This window comes from Massilia aurea (assembly GCF_014200505.1).
Taxonomy (GTDB): domain Bacteria; phylum Pseudomonadota; class Gammaproteobacteria; order Burkholderiales; family Burkholderiaceae_D; genus Telluria; species Telluria aurea_B.
Genome location: NZ_JACHBX010000002.1, coordinates 814788 through 832206 on the forward strand (window position 1 = coordinate 814788; position 17419 = coordinate 832206).

Consider the following 17419-nt stretch of genomic DNA (forward strand, 5'->3'; position numbering starts at 1 on the left):
CTTAACCGAAGAAGAGATAGGCCACGAAGATCGCGGCGATGATGCCGACCAGGTCGGCCAGCAGGCCATAGCTGACGGCATAGCGCGTCTTGCGGATGCCGACCGAGCCGAAATACAGCGCGATGATGTAGAACGTGGTGTCCGACGCGCCCTGCATGATGCTGGCCAGGCGGCCGACGAACGAGTCGACGCCATAGGTCTTGATCGCATCGATCATCATGGCGCGCGCGCCGCTGCCCGAGAGTGACTTCATGAGCGCGGTCGGCAGCGCGCCGACGAAATCGGTCTGCAGACCCAGCGCGGCAAACACCCACGCGAAGCCGCCCGTGACCATGCCGAGGATGCCCGAGTTGCGCACCACGCTGATCGCCACGATCATCCCGACCAGGTAGGGGATGATCTTGATCGACGTTTCGACGCCGCCCTTGGCGCCTTCGATGAAGGCCTCGAACACATTGACCTTCTTGAGCAGCGCCCCGGTCATGAACGCGGCGATGACGCCGAACAGCACCAGGTTGGCCGCGACCGACGACACCAGCTGGATCTGCGTCTTGTCGAGGAAGTAGGTGAAGGACAGGACCATCGACGCGATCAGCGCTGCAGTGCCGCCGATCCAGGCGAAGATCACCGGGTCGAACAGGTTGATGCGCTGGCGCAGGCCCACCATGATGATGCTGAAGATGGTGGCGGTGTAGGTCGCGATCAGCGTCGGGATGAAGATGTCGGCCGGGTTGGCGGCGCCCAGCACCGCGCGCTGGGCCATCACGGCCAGCGGAATGATCGTCAGGCCCGAGGTCTGGATCACCAAAAACATCAGCTGCGCATCGGTTGCTTCGTCCTTGTTCGGATTGAGCGACTGCAGGCTTTCCATGGCCTTCAGGCCAAACGGCGTGGCCGCGTTATCGAGGCCCAGCATATTGGCCGAGAAGTTCATCACCATGTGGCCGTTGGCCGGGTGGTTACGTGGCACGCCGGGGAAGATGCGCGAAAAGAACGGGCCGATCACGCGCGCGAACAGGTTGATGGCGCCGGCCTTCTCGCCGACATTCATGATCCCGAGCCAGAACGTCATGACGCCAGCCAGCGGCAGGGCGATGTCCATCACGGCCATCTTGGCCGAGTCGAAGGTGCCGTCGATGATGCGCTTGAAGATTTCGGTGTCGCCTAAGAAAAGCCACTGCGCCATTGCTGCGAGGAAGCCGACGAGGAAGAAGCCTGTCCAGATGTAATTGAGTGCCATCGATAACCAGTAAATGCTGAGGGGTGCTGATCGGTGCTGATCGAAGCGTTGCCGCCGGGTTCGGACGATTGTGCAGCGCCCAGGGGCCAAGGGCAAGCTGCGTGGATGAAAGAATGCAGCCGCGCCATGCGCAAAAGTTATGAGCGTTGCTTGCCAAGGCGCAGCGCGCCTATGATACGGCACGCCCGATGGGACGCTCCAAAGGATCTGCCGTCATGAAATTTCGCTCCGCCGCTGCTGCGCTGCTGTCGCTGTCATTGTTTTTGCCATGCCCGGCCGTCCAGGCGCAAGACAAGGTCCTGCACATGTTCCTCTCTACCAGCGAGACGGGGCTCGACCCGGCCGTGGCGTCCGACAACGCCACGCTGTCGCTGCTGGAAAACCTGTTCGATCCGCTGCTGCGCTACGACTACCTGGCGCGCCCGGCCACGCTGCGCCCCAACACGGCCACGGCGATGCCGACCGTCAGCAGCGACGGCCTGACCTACACCTTCCGCATCCGCCCCGGCATCCATTTCACGCCCGATCCCGCGTTCAAGGGCCGCAAGCGCGAAGTCACGGCGGCCGACTATGTCTATAGCCTCAAGCGTTTATACGACCCGGCGCTCAAGTCGCCCTGGGCCTATATGTTCGAAGGCAAGATCGCGGGCGACGCCGCGCTGCGCGCGCGCTTCGGCCCCGATGTGCCGGTGGCCGGCCTGCAGGCGCCGGACCGCTACACGCTGCGCATCCAGCTGACTGCGCCCGACAACAATTTCCTGTTTTATCTGGCGACGGCGGCCAGCAGCGTGGTGGCGCGTGAAGTGATCGAGGCCTATCCGGGCCAGGCGGGCAACCACCCGATCGGTACCGGCCCGTTCATGCTGGGGCAGTGGAAACGCAGCGACCGTATCGTATTGCTGGCCAATCCGGACTCCACCGCCGTGTTCGCAGCCACGCCGGGCGATGACCCGGAGGACCGGGCGATTGCCGCCGCACTGGAAGGCAAGCGCCTGCCGCGCGTGGACCGGGTCGAGGTGCGCATCGCCGAGGAATTCCAGGGCCGCATGCTGGGCTTTCTGAATGCCGACTACGATTACCTGGAACAGATCCCCGAATCGATGACCGAGATGGTCGTGCACGACGGCGCCTTGAAACCTGACCTTGCCGCGCGCGGCATCGTGCTGTCGCGCTTTCCGGTGCTGCAGACCTACTATATGTGGATGAACATGACCGACCCGGTCGTGGGCGGCTACAGCAAGGATCGCATTGCATTGCGGCGTGCGATCTCGATGGCGTACAACAGCGCCGAAGACATTGCGTTACTGAAGAAAGGGTTTGCGATCAAGGCCGAGTCGCCGCTGCCGCCGAACGTGCGCGGCTACGATCCGCGCTACCGCAGTCCGGTGCCATACGACCCGGCGCTGGCCAATGCATTACTGGACCGCCATGGCTACAACGGGCGCGACCCGGATGGTTTTCGGCGCGCGCCCGATGGCAAGCCGCTGACCTTGACGATGCACAGCGAAGCGACCGTGGGCGGGCGTCTGCGCGACGAACTGTGGCGAAAATGCCTGAATGCCATCGGTGTGCGCGTCGTGTTCAAGTCCGACAAGAAAACCGAGATCATCAAGGCCTCGCGCCTCGGAACCGTGCAGATGTTCGAGAGTAACTGGATCGTCGATTTCCCCGACGGCGACAACTTTTATCAGCTGTTGTACGGGCCCAATGCAGGGCGGGCCAACTACGCGCGCTTCAACCTGCCTCAATACAATGTGCGCTATGAAAAAGCACGCTTGCTGCAGGATGGTGCAGAGCGAAACAGACTCTATTTCGAGATGAACCAGCTGCTCCATGCGTACAACCCGTGGGTGCCGTTGACCCATGTTTTATCGGGTGATTTGCGGCATCCGTGGTTGAAAAACTACAAACGCCATCCCGTCGAATTCACGAACTGGCGCTACCTCGATATCGATGTTGCGCAAAGGGCACGCTTGGTCAGGGGCAAGCGATAGATTCCGTTAGTTTTTCCGCAAGAAAATATTCCCGCTGGTTATACTCCCCTCCGGATAATTCATTGGCTTGTCACAAAATTGTGAGCGTACTCTGAATTGAAAACATAACGTAATGCCAAGAATCAACTTGGCATGCGACACGCAGGTCGGCGCAGTGCAGTCCAATACAGTGCGCCAGCCGAAGACCGCCCCGGAACGCAAGGAGAAACATCGTGAAATTGAAGAAACTGGCCCAGCTGATTGCCTTGATGGGAGCGGTCGCCCCCGCTGCAATGCCGCTCGTGGCGCAAGCGCAAACCGACACGTCGATGCAGCGGGTGGAGATCACCGGCTCGAGCATCAAGCGTATCGCCAAGGAGGGCGCGCTGCCGGTTGAAATCATTTCGCGCAAGCAGATCGAAGACCAGGGCATCGTCACGGCCGAGCAACTCATCGCCACGCTGAATATCAACGGCAATGGCTCGGACAACCTGGCCTCGAACGCCGACGTGACCTCGGGCGCCCAGCGCGGCAACAACGGCGCCTCCAGCGCCAACCTGCGTGGTCAGGGCTCCGATTCGACGCTGGTGCTGCTCAATGGCCGGCGCGTCGCGACGCACGGCATGAAGGGCTCGGCGGTCGACCTGAATTCGATCCCGATGGCAGCGGTCGAGCGCGTCGAAGTGCTCAAGGATGGCGCGTCGGCCGTGTACGGCACCGACGCCATCGGCGGCGTAATCAACTTCATCCTGCGCAAGAACTACAAGGGCCTGGAAGCGCAGGCCTTCACCGACGTGGCCGAGGCAAGCGGCGGCGAAATCGGCCGCGCCAGCCTCACTGGCGGCTGGGGCGACCTCGACACGCAAGGCTGGAACGTGCTGGCGACCCTGTCCCACAGCGAGAACAAGGCGCTGCGCGGCAACCAGCGTGATTTCGTCAACACCTTCCAGCCGAACCGCGGCGTGTCGGTCGATACGCGCGGTACGCCGAGCGGCAATATCTTCGCCACGACGCTGGCGCCGACGCTGCTCTCGCGCACCGGCACCGGTCCGACCCTGCCGGGCAGCAGCGTTGCTTACAACGGCATTAGCCTCCTCGACCTGCCGGGTGGCGCCGGGTGCGACAGCATCGACGGCATGGGCGCGTACGACGAAAAGCTGTGGGACACGCCGGGCGCCGCCTATGGCTGCGCCTGGGACACGGGCCGCGCCGCCGTGCTGCAGCAGCCGGTCAAGAACACCAATGCGCTGGGCCGCGCCACCTTCCGCATCGGCGAGCACGAGCTGTTCGCTGAAGGCGTCGCCTCGCGTGTCGAAGTGTCCAAGCGCTTCTCGCCGAACCAGATTTCGCCAACGGCATCAACGTTCAACGCGAGGTCGTTCTACCCAAGCACGGGCGCGGCCTACAACGACGTCTACAACGCACTGGTCAAGACCTTCCCGGGGATTTCGGCCAACTACGGCTTGCCGATTGCGTACCGCTGGCGCTGCATGGAGTGCGGCAACCGCGAGATCACCACCGAGACGAAGGCCAGCCGCGTGCTGGTGGGCGCCGATGGGCCGCTGACCCTGTTCGGCAACCGCTACGATTACCGTGTCGGCCTGTCGCGCGCCTCCAGCGAATCGGAGTCGCTGCTGGGCACCGGCTACAACTACACGGCGGCGCTGGGCGATGTGCTCGGTTCGGGCATCGTCAATCCGTTCCTGCTGCCGGGCCAGACCCAGAGCCAGGTCGCGATCGATGCGATCCGCGCCACCTCGGCTGCAGGCGTCGTCATGTACGGTGGTAAAACCACGCTGACCCAGTTCGACGCCGCGCTGTCGGGTGAAATCTTCAAGCTGCCGGCCGGCGCCGTGATGATGGCGCTGGGCACCGACCTGCGCCGCGAAGAATACAAATTCAACGGCGACCTGCGCGCCGTCAGCGCGCGCCCGGCGATCCTGAATGCGCCGTTCGATGACGTCAATGCGCTGCCGAAGGTCAGCCGCGACATCAAGGCCGTGTATGCCGAGGTGCTGGTGCCCGTCACGCAGGCGCTGGAGCTGACCTTCGCTATCCGCCGCGACGATTACACGGGCTTTGGCGCGACGACCAATCCGAAGGTCTCGTTCCGCTACCAGCCGATTCCGCAACTGATGTTCCGCGGTTCGTACAACGAGGGCTTCCGCGCGCCGTCGTTCAACCAGCTGTTCAACGGCGTGACCGAGAGCCAGTATGTCGGCAAGGACCTGGCCGATCCGGCCACCTGCCCGAGCGGCCGTGTCGACACCGCAATCGCTGGTTGCCAGGCCGTCAATCCGGTCATTCTCACCGGCGGCAAGAACACGCTGGGTCCGGAAACGGCCAAGCAGGCCAGCCTGGGCGTCGTGTTCGAGCCGGCCGGCGGCTTCTCGGCCAATGCCGACCTGTGGGAAATCCGCAAGGAAAACACGATCGACTCGTTCAACGCGGTGACCATGATCGCGAACTACAGCCTGTTTCAGGACCAGTTCCGTCGTGACGCCGCCGGCAACCTGACCGAGATCGACCAGCGCTGGCTCAATGCCGGCGAGCGCATCACGCGCGGCCTCGAAGTGGGCGCCCGCATGACCGGCAAGTTCAGCACCGGTTCGATCTGGGGCATCGGCATCGACGGTTCGCGCCTGCTCGAGAAGAAGTCGCGCGCCACCAGAAACGCTGAATTTGGCGAGAGCGAAATCGGCCGCTTCCTGTACACCGGCGACCTGGGCCTGAAGTGGAAGCACAGCGCCTATGTGACCTACAAGTACGGCAACTGGAGCGGCATGCTGCAGAATATCTTCCGCTCCGGGTACACCGACCAGGTGCTGCCGGGTGTGGCCAGCGGCCGCATCAAGCCGTCCGAGTACAACAGCAAGGTAGACGATTACTCGATCTTCCACCTGACCGCGAACTACACGGGCTTCAAGAACCTGACGCTCACCGCCGGCATCAAGAACATCCTGGACGAAGATCCACCGTTCGCGATCACCTACGACAGCAACACGGGCGCCGGCAGCAGCTGGGAGCCGCGTGTGGCCGACCCGCGCGGCCGTTCGTTCACGATGATGGCGACCTACAAGTTCTTCTGATCGCCCTGCAATAACGGCCCGTGCCTCGCGGGCCGGTAGGGTGGACGGCTCTGCCGTCCACGCGGTGATGGTTGGCGGCGATCTCATCCTGCCCGTGAACGGCACCGTTGGCGATCACCGCGTGGACGGCGTAGCCGTCCACCCTACAGCTAACTCTGGATTGCGCATGAAGATCAACCGCCGCAGCTTTGGCGCCATCGCCGCTGCCATGTCCACTATCGCGTCCGGCGCTGCTGCTGCGCGCGTGCCTTCACGTTCCATGCACAAGCTCATCAAACCTCCACGCCTGCGCCGAGGCGACGTCGTCGGCCTGATCGCGCCGGGCGGGTACACGAACGATGCCGCCATCGAGAAGGCGGTGCGCAATATCGAGGCGCTGGGTTTCAAAGTCAAACCCGGCGCCTATCTGCGCGAGGTGTTCGGCAACTACGCGGGATCAAGCCAGCAGCGCCTGGCCGACCTGCATGCGATGTTCGCCGATCCCGAGGTCAAGGCGATCTGGCCGATCCGCGGTGGCTCGGGCTGCATCTCGCTGTTGTCCGGGCTGGATTACGCGCTGATCCGCCGTAATCCGAAAGTGCTGATCGGGTATTCCGATATCACGGCGCTGCACCTGGCAATCTTCAAGCAGACGGGCCTCGTGACGTTCCATGGGCCGGTGGCCTCGTCGACGTTGACCCACTATGCGACGCAGCACATGATGGCAGTGCTGACCGAGCCGCAGGTGACTTACACGATTCCGATGTCGCTCGAGAACGCCGAACGCGCCGCGCAGGAGCCGCACTTCGGCATCCATACTTTCACGCACGGCGAGGCCACGGGCCCGCTCATCGGCGGCAACCTGTCGATGGTCGCGGCGCTGGCCGGCACGCCCTATGCGGCCGATATCACGAACAGCATCCTGTTCCTGGAAGACGTGAACGAAGCGCCGTACCGGATCGACCGCTGGATGACGCAGCTGGATCTGGCCGGGGGCTTTGCCAGTGCGGCGGCGCTGGTGGTGGGGATTTGCCAGAACTGCGGACCGGAACACGAGGACGTGTCACTGACGCTCGAGCGCACACTGGCATTGCACCTGCATCCGCTGGTCATTCCGGCAGTGAGCGGCTATTCCATTGGGCATATCCGCAACCAGTGCACGCTGCCCATGGGCGTGCGCGCCACGCTCGATACGCACGCGCAGACGATCACGCTGCTGGAAGCGGCGGTGTCCTGAGAATTTTCTGGTGGTGCTGTTTAGCGCGGGCTTGTGACAGGCGGGTTGAACGCGTGGGCGGGAAACCCGCCCACCCTACCTCGGGTATGGCATAAGGCGCCGGCTCATCGTCACCGAGCCGTGCGACTCGCCATCGATCCGGTACAGGTCATGCACCTCGCCGGTGACGATGAACCCGGCGCGCTCGTACAGCCGGCGCGCCGCCAGGTTGCCCGACAGGACATCCAGATCGACCCATTCGAGTGGCGCCGTAGCGCTGGCCCACGCCAGCGCGTGCTCGACCAGCTGACGGCCCAGTCCTGCCCCGCGGTGATCGCGGTGCACGCCCATGCCCAGCAGTGCGCGGTGGTAGGCCGCAATTTCAGGCCGCGCGCGCAGGTCGACATGGCCGGCGATCGCGCCCCGGGCATCGAGTGCGAGCCACATGCGGCGCCAGCGCGGCTGGCCAAACGGCACGGTAAAACTGGCGGCGAACGACGCCGCCTTGTCGGGCGGCAGGCGCGACTGCCCGCGCGAGATGGGCTGGAACAGCGGCACGGCGCCGCGGCCGTTTTCCTGCAGCTGGTCGTCGAGGTACATGAACAGCTGCGGCAGCTGTTCCGGCACCAACGCCTGCAGGGTCAACGGTCCGTTCACAATGCGCGGGCGATCAGGATTTTCTGGATGTCGCTGGTGCCTTCGTAGATCTGGCACACGCGCACATCGCGGTAGATGCGTTCGACGGGGAAGTCGGCCACGTAGCCGTAGCCGCCGAACACCTGCATCGCATCGGACACCACGCGCTCGGCCATTTCGGACGCGAACAGCTTGGCCATTGCGGCTTCCTTCAGGCAGGGCAGGCCGGCATCCTTCATCGACGCCGCATGCAGGATCAGCTGGCGCGCGGCCTCGATCTTCATCGCCATCTCGGCCAGGCGGAACTGCACCGCCTGGTGCTCGAAGATCGCCTTGCCGAAGCTTTCGCGGTCCTTCGCATACGCCAGCGCGGCCTCGTACGCGGCGCGCGCCATGCCCACTGCCTGCGACGCGATGCCGATGCGCCCGCCCTCCAGGCCCGACAGCGCGATCTTGTAGCCCATGCCTTCTTCGCCGATCAGGTTTTCCTGCGGGACGCGGCAATTGTCGAACACGATCTGCGCCGTGTCTGACGAATGCTGGCCCATCTTGTGTTCGACGCCGGCCACGATGTAACCAGGCGTGTTGGTCGGCACCCAGAACGCGCTGATGCCTTTCTTGCCGGCCGCCTTGTCGGTGACGGCCATGACGATCGCCACGTCGCCGTACTTGCCGCTGGTGATGAACTGCTTGGTGCCGTTGATGACGTAATGCGCGCCATCGCGCACGGCGGTCGTGCGCAGCGCCGCGGCGTCGCTGCCGGTGTGCGGCTCGGTCAGCGCGAATGCGCCCAGCAGCTCGCCCTGCGCCAGGGGCCGCAGCCACTGCTGCTTCTGCGCTTCGCTCGCATACATCATCGCGATGCTGCACACGGGGCAGTTGTTGACCGAGATGATGGTCGAGACGCCACCATCGCCGGCCGCGATTTCTTCGAGTACCAGCGCGAGCGCCACATAATCCAGGCCGGCGCCGCCATACTGCTCCGGCACCGCCACGCCGAAGGCGCCCAGCGCCGCCAGTTCGCCTAGCTCTTCGCGCGGGAAGTGGTGCTCACGGTCCCAGCGCGCAGCGTTGGGGGCCAGGCGCTCCTGGGCAAAGCTGCGCAGGGCGTCGCGGATCATCTGGTGTTCGTCGGACAGGATCATGGGGTCTCGCTATTGTGTGTTACCAGGCGATCGGCTCGCCGTCGTGGTTCAGGAAACTGCCGTTGGCGCCCGCGTCCACCCTGGCCAGCGTGGCGCGCAGATCGCGCACGCTGTCGTGCACGGTGAGCGCTGCGCCGCTACCGCCCATATCGGTCTGGACCCAGCCCGGATGGAAGGCGATGCAGGTCACGCCTTGCGCGCCGTAGGTGATCGAGGCGTCCTTGAGCACCGAATTGAGCGCGGCCTTGCTGGCGCGGTACAGCGTGCCGTCGGTGCCCGAGCGCTCGCCGATGGAGCCCATGCGCGATGACAGCACCGCCAGCTTGCCCTTCGAGTCGGCCAGCAGCGGGGCGACGATCGGAATCAGGCGCATCGCCGAGAGCACATTGGTGTGCATGACGGCGTCGAATTCGGGGCCGGTCGGGAAACTCCCGTGGGCCGGGCCATACACGCCGGCCACCAGCCAGGCGCTGTCGATTTTTTCGTCGTCCAGGCGCCAGGCCAGCGCGGCGATCGATTCGGCATCGAGCACGTCGAGCTGGTGCGCTTCGGCGCCCAGCGCGACGAGGCCATCGCAGTCTTCCTGCTTGCGTGCGGTGGCGATGACGCGCCAGCCGTCCTGGCGATATTGGGCGGCCATTTCATGGCCAATGCCGCGCGAGGCGCCGACGATCAATACAGTGGGCATGCTGTGCTCCTTGTGAAGGGTTGGTAGAACAAGACCTTCAATAGTCGCATGCTTTGTTTATCGTTGCAGCGCATCGCGGGCGGGCTTACACCAGCTCGATCGCCATCGCCGTGGCTTCGCCGCCGCCGATGCACAGCGCTGCCACACCACGCTTGCCGCCGGTGCGCTTGAGCGCGCCGAGCAGCGTGACGACGATGCGCGCGCCAGACGCGCCGATCGGGTGGCCCAGCGCGCAGGCGCCGCCGTGCACATTGACCTTCTCGTGCGGGATGGCCAGATCGCGCATCGCCGCCATCGGCACTGCGGCAAACGCTTCGTTGATCTCGTACAGGTCGACGTCGCCCGCCGTCCAGCCGGTTTTCTTGAAGAGCTTCTGCATCGCGCCGATCGGGGCGGTGGTAAACAGGTTCGGTTCCTGTGCATGCGTGGCGTGACCGAGCACGCGCGCGATCGGCGTCAGGCCTAGTTCTTTGGCGGTCGATTCGCGCATCATCACGAGGGCGGCGGCGCCATCGTTGATCGACGACGACGAGGCGGCGGTGACGGTGCCATCCTTCTTGAACGCGGGTTTCAATGACGGGATCTTGTCGATCTTCGCCTTGAGCGGGCCTTCATCCTTGTCGATGACGGTCTCGCCGGCGCGGCTGGTGACGGTGACGGGGGCGATTTCCCAATCGAAGCCGCCGTCGGTGGCGGCAGCCTGCGCGCGCTTGACCGAGGCGATTGCGAAGTTGTCCTGCTCTTCGCGCGTGAAGCCGTAGCTGGCCACGCACTCTTCGGCGAAGGTGCCCATCGAGCGGCCTTCACCCGTTTTCTCGTTGCGCGAGTAGGCGTCTTCGAGGCCGTCGAGCATCATGTGGTCGAACATCGGCGCGTGGCCGATGCGGTAGCCGCCGCGTGCCTTCGGGATCAGGTAGGGCGCGCCGGTCATCGATTCCATGCCGCCGGCGACGACGACGTCGGCGCTGCCGGCCACCAGCTGGTCGTGCGCGAAGATCGCCGCCTGCATCGCCGAGCCACACATTTTGGACAGCGTTACGGCGCCGGTGGACATCGGCAGGCCGGCCTTGATCAGCGCCTGGCGGGCCGGGGCCTGGCCCTGGCCCGCCATCAGGCAGTTGCCGAAGTAGACGTGTTCGACGGCGGCAGGATCGACGCCGGCGCGCTGCACGGCGGCCTGGATCGCGACGGCGCCCAGGTCACTGGCGGTCTTGCTGGAAAAATCGCCCTGGAAGGCGCCCATCGGGGTGCGCGCGGCGCCGACGATAACGACTGGATCGTTCATGGTGTGGGTCTCCGGATCTGAAGGGATTACATGGTCTCGCCGAACAGCTCGCGGCCGATCAGCATGCGGCGGATTTCGCTGGTGCCGGCGCCGATTTCGTACAGCTTGGCGTCGCGCCACAGGCGGCCGACCGGGTATTCGTTGATGTAGCCGTTGCCGCCCAGCGTCTGGATCGCTTCGCCGGCCATCCACGTGGCTTTTTCGGCGCTGTACAGGATGGCGCCGGCGGCGTCCTTGCGCAGGGCGCGGATCTGCTCCGGGCCCGTGGCGCGATCGCAGGCCTGGCCGACTGCATATACGTAGGCGCGGCACGCCATCATGGTCGAGTACATGTCGGCGATCTTGCCCTGCATGAGCTGGAATTCGCCGATGGCCTGGCCGAACTGCTTGCGGTCGTGGATGTACGGCACCACCACGTCCATGCAGGCCGACATGATCCCGAGCGGGCCGCCCGAGAGCACGGTGCGCTCGAAGTCCAGGCCCGACATCAGGACATTGACGCCTTTGCCGACGCCGCCCAGCACGTTCTCGACGGGGACCTCGCAATCCTGGAACACCAGTTCGCCCGTGTGCGAGCCGCGCATGCCGAGCTTGTCGAGCTTTTGCGCGATCGAGAACCCTTTGAAACCTTTTTCGATCAGGAAGGCGGTCATGCCGCGCGCGCCTGCCTCGGGATCGGTCTTGGCGTAGACGACCAGCGTGTCGGCGTCGGGGCCATTGGTGATCCACATCTTGGTGCCGTTGAGCACGTAGCGGTCGCCCTTGAGTTCGGCGCGCAGGCGCATGCTGACCACGTCCGATCCGGCGTTTGGCTCGGACATCGCCAGTGCGCCGATGTGTTCGCCCGAGATCAGCTTGGGTAGGTAGTGCTGCTTCTGCGCTTCGGTGCCGTTGCGCTTGATCTGATTCACGCACAGGTTCGAGTGGGCGCCGTACGACAGGCCAACCGACGCCGAAGCGCGCGAGATTTCTTCCATCGCCACGATGTGGGCCAGGTAGCCCATGTTCGCGCCGCCGTATTCCTCGCTCACCGTGATGCCCAGCAGGCCGAGTTCGCCCATCTTTTTCCACAAGTCCATCGGGAACTGGTCGCTGCGGTCGATCTCGGCCGCGCGCGGCGCAATTTCGCTGGCGGCAAATTGCTGGACGGCTTCGCGCAGCGCGGCGATATCGTCGCCATGGTCAAAAGTCAGGCCTGGAAGGTGCAGCATGTCGTCCTCGCGGTGAACAGTAATGAATTGAGAAGGGGTGGCGACAATCATACTCGCGCATTACGTTAACGTAAACGTCAAACAGCAGGCAAAAAAAAGCGCCGACAAGTTGTCAGCGCCCGTTGTGCCTGGAGACTCAGGCAGCGTCGCGGCCGGCTTCACCGTTGCCATGATTACCGCCGAGCAGGCGCCGGCATTCGTCTTCGTGGGCGACGATTTCTTCGAGCGCCATCTCGATATCGGCGCGCTGCTGTTCAAGCGTCACGCGCTGCTGGCCCAGCACCGCAAGGAAGCGGTCGATTTGGGCCTGCGTGTCTTTCGGCGACTCGTACATGTCGACGATGCTCTTGATCTCGGACAGCGTCAAACCCAGGCGCTTGCCGCGCAGGGTCAGTTTCAGGCGGGTCCGGTCGCGCGGCGTGTAGACACGGTTGCGGCCGCCCACGCCTTCGCGTTTGGGGCTGAGCAGGCCCTGATCTTCATAGAAACGGATGGCCCGTGCAGTAATATCGAATTCGCGCGCCAGTTCGGCGATGGTATAGGTAGTCGGCATGAGGTTTTGTAGCGGTTGGGAAACAACCAAAAATCGCGTAAAATCGAAACAAGCAGTAACTTCCGTTAACGTAAATTGACGTTGCGTCGTATTGTAGCGCGCCCGCCGTGCCCCCAGAAAAGGAAGATTTGCATGAATGCGCTTGAGTCCCAACTGTCGTATGCGTTTGGCGAGACAATCCCTGTACCGGGGGCGGTGGTCGAGATCGTCCCAGGCCTGCGCTGGGCCCGCATGCCGCTGCCATTCGCGCTGGACCACGTCAATCTGTGGCTGCTGCAGGATGCCGTCGACCAGAGCGGTGCGCTGCGCGCCGGCTGGAGCCTGATCGACACCGGCGCCGGGACCGACGCCACCCGCACCGCCTGGGAGCAATTGCTGGCCGACGGGCTGGCCGGGGAGCCACTGGTACGTGTCATCGCTACCCACTGCCACCCCGATCACGTCGGACTCGCGGGCTGGTTGTGCGAGCGCTTTGCTGCGCCGTTCTGGACCACGACGGGCGAATTCGGTTTCATGCGCATGATGGCAGCAGCGCTGCCGGGCGTGGACGGGCCGTCGGCCATCCCGCATTTCGAGCGCCACGGCTTGCGCGACGCGGCGATGCTGGACCAGATGGGCAGCCGTCGCAATTACTATCCGTCACTGGTGCCGAGCGTGCCGCTGGCGTACACCCGGTTGCAGGACAAGCAAGATGTCACAATTGGGGGGCAATTGTGGCGCGTGATCACCGGCTTTGGTCACTCGCCCGAACACGCCTCGTTGTACTGCGCAAACCTGAACATCCTGGTATCCGGCGACATGGTCTTGCCGCGTATCTCGACGAACGTCTCGGTGTTTGCCGTGGAGCCCGATGGCAACCCATTGCAACTGTATCTGGACTCGCTGGGCAAGTTCGCCGACCTGCCCGACGACGTCCTGGTGCTGCCGTCCCACGGCAAGCCGTTTCGCGGGCTGCACACGCGCATCCGGCAATTGCGCGAGCACCATGTTGACCGGCTGGCCGAGGTGCTCGCTGCCTGCGCCGTGCCCCGTTCGGCGGCCGAGATCGTGCCGATCATGTTCCGGCGTCCGCTCGATGCCCACCAGCTCAGTTTTGCACTGGGCGAAGCGCTCGCACACCTGCACCAGCTTTGGTATGACGGTCAATTGACCCGCGTGACAAATGCCGATGGGGTGATAGTTTTCACGCGAAACTAACATCCAATATGTCACCATCGGATACATATTGAACAGCACGTGCATTCCGTGGAATCGTTCTAAATAATAGTACGTAGTTGTTTCATTCCCGATCAGACGTTTTTAAATGACAACCGTTCTTGTGAGAATTGCTGTTGGGAATAACACAAATTGCGTGTAAAAACTATTAAAAAACCACATCTTTGTTACTTATTAGTTGTATAGTGTAAAGATGAGGTTTCTCGTCTGGAAGAACCTCCCTTTGTCCAATAACAAGTACCGCAATGAATTCAACCAATGAACGGGAGAGCTTCAGCGAACGCCTCCAACATGCCCTGAAGAACGCTCACTACTCGCCCGATAGCCCTACGCGTCTGGCGCGAGAATTCAATATCCGTTTCGAGGGTCGACCGATCACGGTCCATGCCGCCCGCAAGTGGCTGGTCGGTGAAGCCATTCCCACCCAGGAAAAATTGCGCATGATCGCCCAGTGGCTGGGCGTGCCTGCCGACTGGTTGCGTTTCGGCGGCGCCGAGCAGGCGACCGGCGAGGCCGGTGCTGCCAGCGCGCGCTTTGAATCGGCCGACGTCAAGCTGATCGCCGACCTGCAGCGCCTCGATGAGCACCACCGCCAGCTGGCACGCGAATTCATTCGCATGCTGGTGCGTGTGAATCACACGAAGCCGGACGCGAAGTAAACGTCGGTCGCAGTAGCGTTATTGCTGGTTTGCACTTTTGTCGTGCAGAACAGTACAAATAGGCTGGTCTGGTCCATAATCTGATCAGGTGGTAGCAGTTTCCGCCACCGTTTCAGGTTCACCCAGGAGCAGCTGACGCATGCGAAACAACTACGCCAATACCGCCCAGCTCAAGGATTTGATGACGGTGCCGCCGATGACGGCAGCGCGTCATGCTGAACTGATGCGAGAACGCAACGCCCGGCGGCGAATGCTCGAAGAAGCGCGGGACTTGAAAAAGTCTGAAGACAACCGTTACGACGACAAACGCTGAGACAACCCATGCCGGCGCGAGCCGGCATGCCGGTTCATCCTGCCACGTCGTTCTGTTCTGCTTTCATGCCGCCCCAGCGCGCGGCGTGGGTATTTTCTATCCCCAGCAAGTCCACGACACGGTCCACCGTGTGCTCGACCATGTCCGCGATCGACGCAGGCCGGTGGTAAAAGCTCGGCAATGGCGGGAAGATGATGCCGCCCATTTCGGTCACCGACGTCATATTGCGCAAGTGGGCCAGATTGAACGGGGTTTCGCGCACCATCAGTACCAGGCGCCGGCGTTCCTTGAGGATCACGTCGGCAGCGCGCGTGACGAGGTTATCCGAGAAACCGTGGGCCACGGCGGCCAGGGTTTTCATCGAGCAGGGCGCGACGACCATGCCGTCGACCTGGTACGACCCGCTGGCAATGGACGCGCCAATATCGCGGTTGCGGTGCACGACGTGCGCCAGCGCTTCGACGTCCCGACGCTGCAGGCCGAGTTCCTGGTGCAGGGTCAGCGTGGCGGCGTCGGAAATGATCAGGTGGCTTTCGATGCCAGGCGTTGCGTGCAGCCGCTTGAGCAGCTGCACGCCATAGGTTGCGCCGGTCGCGCCGGTGAGGGCGACAACAATACGGCGCGGGCGCTCAGTCATGCAATCAGCCGTTTTTCAGCAGGGTCTGCAGTTCGCCGGATTCGTACATCTCGTTCATGATGTCGGTGCCGCCGATGAACTCGCCGTTCACGTACAGCTGCGGCACGGTTGGCCAGTTCGAGTAGTCCTTGATACCTTGACGCACTTCAGCGTCGTCCAGCACGTTCACGGTGGCGACGTTGTCGACGCCGCACGCTTTCAGCAACTGGATGGCACGGCCGGAAAAGCCGCACTGTGGGAACTGGGCAGTGCCTTTCATGAACAGCACGACCGGGGTCGAGGTCACGGTGTCTTTGATCCAGGTTTGAACGTCGCTCATTTGATGTGTGCCTTTTGGAGAGGAATGGGTAGATGGCGCCATTCTATAAGAATTCGACGTGGACGGCATCGGTGACCATCACGGCGCTGCGGTATCATGCCCCGGTTCAAGATGACGGGAAACACGATGAAGAACACGTTCGCTACCTTGCCCATCGCGGCCCTGTGGGTTTTTGCCGCGCTGCTGGGCTTGCCAGCACTGTATGACGGCACCAATGCCTTGAGAAGCGGCCGCGCGGTCGATGTCTTCGTCCAGATCGGCCCGTTGATGATGGCGTTGTTCCTGGCCTGGTGCGCGCTGCAGCGGCGCGCCGGCCGGCTGGCGCTGCTGACCTCGCCGCGCGTCACGCTGATCGGCTTCATCTGCTTTGGCGCCTTTGCCGGGTGCTTCCTGATCAAGCTCGTGCTGCGCAACACGACCCTGTTCGCCTGAGCGCCTTCGCGCGCCGTCAGTGCCTGCGCCCGGCATTGCGGTATGATCGCGCCGTTTGTCACCATCCACCGGAGCACCCGATGCAGCAACCCCGCCGCCGCGTACCATCGCCGAACGCGAACCTCGTGATCGCCGCCCTGCTGGGCATTCCCGGCATCCTGAATATCTATACGGGATTCACGCGCCCGAGCCCGGGCGACATCCTGTCGGGACTCGCCGCGCTGATCTACGCGCTGCTGCTGGTGCGCGACGCGCTGCACATCAAGAAGACGGGCGCGCCGGCGATCCCGCAGCACAAGATGCTGCTGATCGGGTTTGGCTGCCTGGGCGTGTACCTGATCGGCATTCTGATCAAGCACAGCTGAAGCAACGGCGTCAGGGCAGGCGCCGCCCGAGACAAACCGATGCCGCGCGGCCGACATACCGGCCGTAGGGCGCCACCTGCACATAACCGTGCCGTTCGTAGAACGCCACCGCGCGCGCATTCACGCGCCGCGTCGACAGCCATAACTGGCGGTAGCCGCATGCCGCGGCGTGCCGCTCGAGTTCTGCCAGCACGTGCGCGCCGGCCCCGCTGCCAGGCTGCGCATACATCCGCTTGAGTTCCCCGATATCGCCCGCAAGCGCGCGCACGGCGCCGCAGCCCACCGCGCTGCCATCGGCGTCGTAGGCCAGCACGAAGCAGGCGCCCGCGCCCCGGCAATCCTCTGGATCGAACGAGGCCGCGCCGCTTTCGCCCGTGATTGCAGACAGCGCCGCATCGAGTTCTGCTACAACACGCCGCGCGTCGGCGTGATCCGGATCGACGTGGACGACGCGCAGCATCGGC

18 protein-coding genes are annotated in these 17419 nt (G+C 63.7%); 8 read left to right on the plus strand and 10 right to left on the minus strand.

All coding sequences use genetic code 11. The features are described from left to right. Position 1: 1 nt before the first annotated feature. Complete coding sequence (locus tag HD842_RS13030; protein ID WP_183555050.1) at positions 2 to 1240, minus strand: nucleoside recognition domain-containing protein; 1239 nt, start codon at positions 1238 to 1240, stop codon at positions 2 to 4. Positions 1241 to 1455: 215 nt separating this feature from the next. Here HD842_RS13030 and HD842_RS13035 point away from each other — a divergent pair, with 215 nt between their 5' ends. From HD842_RS13035 to HD842_RS13045, 3 genes are all read left to right on the plus strand, one after another. Beyond that, complete coding sequence (locus tag HD842_RS13035; protein ID WP_183555052.1) at positions 1456 to 3234, plus strand: ABC transporter substrate-binding protein; 1779 nt, start codon at positions 1456 to 1458, stop codon at positions 3232 to 3234. Positions 3235 to 3446: 212 nt separating this feature from the next. Further along, positions 3447 to 6302, plus strand: coding sequence for a TonB-dependent receptor domain-containing protein (locus tag HD842_RS13040; RefSeq protein ID WP_183555054.1), 2856 nt, complete (start codon positions 3447 to 3449; stop codon positions 6300 to 6302). 166 nt (positions 6303 to 6468) lie between these two features. Next, positions 6469 to 7518, plus strand: a complete 1050-nt coding sequence (locus HD842_RS13045) for a S66 peptidase family protein (RefSeq protein WP_183555056.1) — start codon at positions 6469 to 6471, stop codon at positions 7516 to 7518. A 75-nt stretch (positions 7519 to 7593) separates the two neighbouring features. Here HD842_RS13045 and HD842_RS13050 read toward each other — a convergent pair whose 3' ends face one another. From HD842_RS13050 to HD842_RS13075, 6 genes are all read right to left on the minus strand, one after another. Then, positions 7594 to 8154 (minus strand): GNAT family N-acetyltransferase, encoded by a 561-nt coding sequence (locus HD842_RS13050; RefSeq protein WP_183555058.1) that lies wholly within the window; start codon positions 8152 to 8154, stop codon positions 7594 to 7596. After that, on the minus strand, positions 8151 to 9278 hold the full coding sequence (locus tag HD842_RS13055; RefSeq protein WP_183555061.1) for an acyl-CoA dehydrogenase family protein: 1128 nt from the start codon (positions 9276 to 9278) through the stop codon (positions 8151 to 8153). The genes HD842_RS13050 and HD842_RS13055 overlap by 4 nt, the downstream gene beginning before the upstream one ends. A 19-nt stretch (positions 9279 to 9297) precedes the next feature. Continuing rightward, the gene (locus tag HD842_RS13060) at positions 9298 to 9966 is read right to left on the minus strand and encodes an SDR family oxidoreductase (RefSeq protein ID WP_183555063.1); all 669 of its coding nucleotides are present in this window, start codon (positions 9964 to 9966) and stop codon (positions 9298 to 9300) included. Between the two features lie 85 nt (positions 9967 to 10051). Next, positions 10052 to 11251, minus strand: a complete 1200-nt coding sequence (locus HD842_RS13065; RefSeq protein WP_183555065.1) for an acetyl-CoA C-acyltransferase — start codon at positions 11249 to 11251, stop codon at positions 10052 to 10054. Between the two features lie 26 nt (positions 11252 to 11277). Beyond that, positions 11278 to 12462 carry an isovaleryl-CoA dehydrogenase gene (locus tag HD842_RS13070; RefSeq protein WP_183555067.1) on the minus strand — a complete coding sequence of 395 codons (1185 nt, stop codon included), beginning with the start codon at positions 12460 to 12462 and terminating at the stop codon, positions 11278 to 11280. 136 nt (positions 12463 to 12598) lie between these two features. Next, entirely contained in the window at positions 12599 to 13015 is a 417-nt protein-coding gene (locus HD842_RS13075) for a MerR family transcriptional regulator (protein ID WP_183555068.1), read from the minus strand. Positions 13016 to 13147: 132 nt separating this feature from the next. Here HD842_RS13075 and HD842_RS13080 point away from each other — a divergent pair, with 132 nt between their 5' ends. From HD842_RS13080 to HD842_RS13090, 3 genes are all read left to right on the plus strand, one after another. Then, entirely contained in the window at positions 13148 to 14212 is a 1065-nt protein-coding gene (locus tag HD842_RS13080) for an MBL fold metallo-hydrolase (RefSeq protein ID WP_183555069.1), read from the plus strand. A gap of 263 nt (positions 14213 to 14475) precedes the next feature. Beyond that, positions 14476 to 14889, plus strand: a complete 414-nt coding sequence (locus HD842_RS13085) for a hypothetical protein (RefSeq protein WP_183555070.1) — start codon at positions 14476 to 14478, stop codon at positions 14887 to 14889. Between the two features lie 139 nt (positions 14890 to 15028). After that, a complete protein-coding gene (locus tag HD842_RS13090) occupies positions 15029 to 15202 on the plus strand; it encodes a hypothetical protein (protein WP_183555071.1) in 174 nt (57 codons plus the stop codon). A 34-nt stretch (positions 15203 to 15236) separates the two neighbouring features. Here HD842_RS13090 and HD842_RS13095 read toward each other — a convergent pair whose 3' ends face one another. Continuing rightward, on the minus strand, positions 15237 to 15839 hold the full coding sequence (locus HD842_RS13095) for a UbiX family flavin prenyltransferase (protein ID WP_183555072.1): 603 nt from the start codon (positions 15837 to 15839) through the stop codon (positions 15237 to 15239). 4 nt (positions 15840 to 15843) lie between these two features. Beyond that, entirely contained in the window at positions 15844 to 16158 is a 315-nt protein-coding gene (gene grxD / locus HD842_RS13100; RefSeq protein WP_183555074.1) for a Grx4 family monothiol glutaredoxin, read from the minus strand. A 126-nt stretch (positions 16159 to 16284) separates the two neighbouring features. On the opposite strand from grxD, the gene HD842_RS13105 reads away from it, so the two are divergent. Next, a complete protein-coding gene (locus tag HD842_RS13105; RefSeq protein ID WP_183555075.1) occupies positions 16285 to 16590 on the plus strand; it encodes a hypothetical protein in 306 nt (101 codons plus the stop codon). A gap of 80 nt (positions 16591 to 16670) precedes the next feature. Next, on the plus strand, positions 16671 to 16955 hold the full coding sequence (locus HD842_RS13110; protein ID WP_183555076.1) for a hypothetical protein: 285 nt from the start codon (positions 16671 to 16673) through the stop codon (positions 16953 to 16955). A gap of 10 nt (positions 16956 to 16965) precedes the next feature. Here the strand turns inward: HD842_RS13110 and HD842_RS13115 are convergent, their stop codons facing one another. Further along, positions 16966 to 17415: a GNAT family N-acetyltransferase gene (locus tag HD842_RS13115; RefSeq protein ID WP_183555077.1), complete on the minus strand. Its 450-nt coding sequence runs from the start codon at positions 17413 to 17415 to the stop codon at positions 16966 to 16968. Positions 17416 to 17419 lie beyond the last annotated feature (4 nt).